This is a genomic window from Methanosarcina sp. A14 (assembly GCF_001729375.1).
Taxonomy (GTDB): Archaea; Halobacteriota; Methanosarcinia; order Methanosarcinales; family Methanosarcinaceae; genus Methanosarcina; species Methanosarcina barkeri.
Map to the genome: position 1 here is coordinate 1 of NZ_LZPK01000324.1, position 2767 is coordinate 2767.

Annotated in this window: 2 protein-coding genes; both read right to left on the reverse strand. The window is 43.3% G+C overall.

Annotation, left to right across the window (positions count from 1 at the left end; translation table 11 throughout):
- Positions 1-27: 27 nt before the first annotated feature.
- The gene (locus A9239_RS14030) at positions 28-1263 is read right to left on the reverse strand and encodes an ABC transporter permease (RefSeq protein WP_048123099.1); all 1236 of its coding nucleotides are present in this window, start codon (positions 1261-1263) and stop codon (positions 28-30) included.
- Positions 1264-1297: 34 nt separating this feature from the next.
- On the reverse strand, positions 1298-2686 hold the full coding sequence (locus tag A9239_RS14035) for a COG1361 S-layer family protein (protein ID WP_048119254.1): 1389 nt from the start codon (positions 2684-2686) through the stop codon (positions 1298-1300).
- Between the last annotated feature and the right edge of the window lie 81 nt (positions 2687-2767).

Genomic DNA, 2767 nt, shown 5'->3' on the forward strand with positions numbered 1-2767 from the left:
TTTCGTTTCTATTTTCCTTTTTGCCGTTTATTCATATCTCAGTGCATCTACTGGTTTTAACTTTGAAGCCCTGTAAGCAGGGACCACTCCTGAGATAACTCCTATTAAAATTGCCAGGCCAAGCCCCAGAGCCATAAGATCTGGAGCAAAGTACATGCTTGAGCTCCCTCCTCCTCCCATCATCTGCAGGCCCAGCATAGGGAAGAGAGTTGAAATAAAAGCTCCTAACATATCTCCAAGGATACCACCAACAAGACCCACCATTGCGGAATTAAAGAGGAAAATCATGAGGATATCCCTATTTTTTGCCCCAATGGCTTTCATAGTCCCTATTTCCTTTGTCTTTTCCAGGACAGAGGTAAACATGGTATTGGCAATCCCGACAGCTCCCACAAGCAGTGACACAGCTGCAATGGCACTAAGGAAAAGCGTCATTGAACTCGTCATTTCAGTTACAGACTCTGCCATAGATTTAGAAGCTGAAACCGAAAAGTCTCTATCATCATCACTGACAATGTGCCTTGAGATCATGAGCTTATCCACAATATCTTCTGTCAGGCTGTCTACTGCATCTTCGTTCTTAGCTTTTATAGAAATGGAATCATAAACACCATTTTCTGCATCATCGATCAGGGTTACTGCTCCATCGATAGGCATGTAAATACTTCTGTCACCTTCACCTTCTTCTGACAGAATCCCAACAACACGCACTGCTTTACCATTTATAGTTATTACCTGGTTAACTCCGATGTCCTGATCATAAATTCCACTTGCAACGCCACTTCCGATGACTGCGACATACTTGTCAGATGGCTCGAGTAATCTTCCGGACTGTGTCGTTAAAGTGGTCATATATTGCCAGACCTGTGGGTCTACACCTGTGATTGAAAGGGTTGCATTTTGCGCTGCATATATCACTGGCACACTGCCGCTAATCTCTCCTTCTATATATGATATATTATTCAACCCTTGAAGTGCCGCAATATCCGTATCAGTTAATTCAACATCTGTTGTCGTACCTCCCATTCCTCCGGGCCCAGGCATATTCGAGGATGCTTTGGTATAACCCGGACTTATTGTAATTTTTGTCAGATCCATCTCGGAAAGCTTGCTCTGAACCTGCTCTTGCATGGCGTCCCCGAGGGAGAGGATGCCGACAACAGATCCGATCCCTATAACTATCCCGATAATGGTCAGCCAGCTTCGGAGCTTACTGTGTACAAGCATGTTCAGACCCATCTTCAGGTAGGTTGATTGTCTCATCTTGCATCCTTCCATTTGCTAATGATACTGTTTTTCAGACCTTCTGGTCTTCAGGCTTTTTGTACCCGGCTTTTTTTGCTTTCATTGCCTGTATCTTTTCGTGTATCTTCCTGCGATAAACGAATGCTCCACCTGCAATGATGAGCAGTCCGATGTATGGCAGGTACGAACTAATTCCAGAGCTGCGACCTGGGCCTCCCGGACCTGCTGAAGTCATATTTCCTGAGGATGTAGTTTCGATATTTACTTCTTTAGTAACAGTTTCCCTTTCCCCTTTTGCATCCGTATACTCAATCTGGACCTTCAGTGGATTGGAGGAACTCATAGAGTTTGAGCTTGCGCCGTTAGCACTATCTTGTGAAGAATCTGGAGGTGTTTCTGGGCTATTTTCGGTTGTATTTCCTCCTGCACCACCCTGTGAATTCGAAACATCAAATGAAGCAATTGTGTAATCTCCTTTCTCCAGATTTCCTACAATTGTTGACGAACTTCCTGAAACTTTGTATCCATCTTGATCTGGAATAGATACTTTCACAGCATACGCTATGTTATTACCCACATTTGCAACTGAAAGGGAAGTCTCTCCAGCGCTACTTTCCGAGAATGAAACATCGAAATCCGTTGTTCCTCCTACAAAAAGTCCTGCTGTGGTCTGGATATTTTTAGAGTTAGAGTTAGCATCTTCATACGAAAGATTCACATTCAAGGTATAAAGCCCAGGATCGGCATTCACATCGGCCATTACCGAGTAAGAGACGGTTACTGATTGACCTGCTTCCAGATTCTTGATGTGTTTTGTGTTATCAGAGTATACAGGCAAAACCACGCCTTTAGGATCAGTCCAGGAGAAAACCAGGTTTTTCAAGGGAGAAGTCCCTGTATTTGTAACAATAAACTCAAGAGGCTCTTCTTTAGCTATGTCGATATCAGCCTTACTTACGGTCACAACCTGAGCATATTCTTTACCCTGAACCTCTAATTGAATTGTTTGTTTAGTGGTAATCGTGTTTGACGAGGATCCGCTCTTATAAGTAGTGACTATGTCAAGATCATACGTGCCTTCAGATGCATTGGAATCGGTCATGAGTTTGAATTTAAGAACTCCAGCATCATCCTCGTCTTGTCGTGCATTTAGATAAGAGATACTCTTTTCAAGGTCTTCTCCGGAAATTTTACTGAAAGGGTATTCCGGATTGAGTGTAACCTTTATATCCTTGAGGTCATCGTTTCCTATGTTCTGCACGCTGAGGGTAAGTTCAACAGGTTCCCCAGGCCGGGCAGTGTCAGGGTTTTGATTAGTTACATTTACCTGCACAGCGGCAGAGTTTATATTGCCGTTTGATGCTCCCAGTGCTGTGCCTGCCCCCAGGCATAGGAACGTTGAAAGCAGTAGTAAAAATGTTAACAAAGAGATTTTTTTCATTTTAATTCCTCACTCCAGATCGGGTTCATTTTTCGTACTTGGTTCGTTTTTCGTACTTGGCTCATTTTCTATACTTTGTTC

Coding starts and splice junctions, on each gene's coding strand:
- A9239_RS14030 (WP_048123099.1), bottom strand. CDS start 1,263: ATGAGACAATCAACCTACCTGAAGATGGGTCTGAACATGCTTGTACAC.
- A9239_RS14035 (WP_048119254.1), bottom strand. CDS start 2,686: ATGAAAAAAATCTCTTTGTTAACATTTTTACTACTGCTTTCAACGTTC.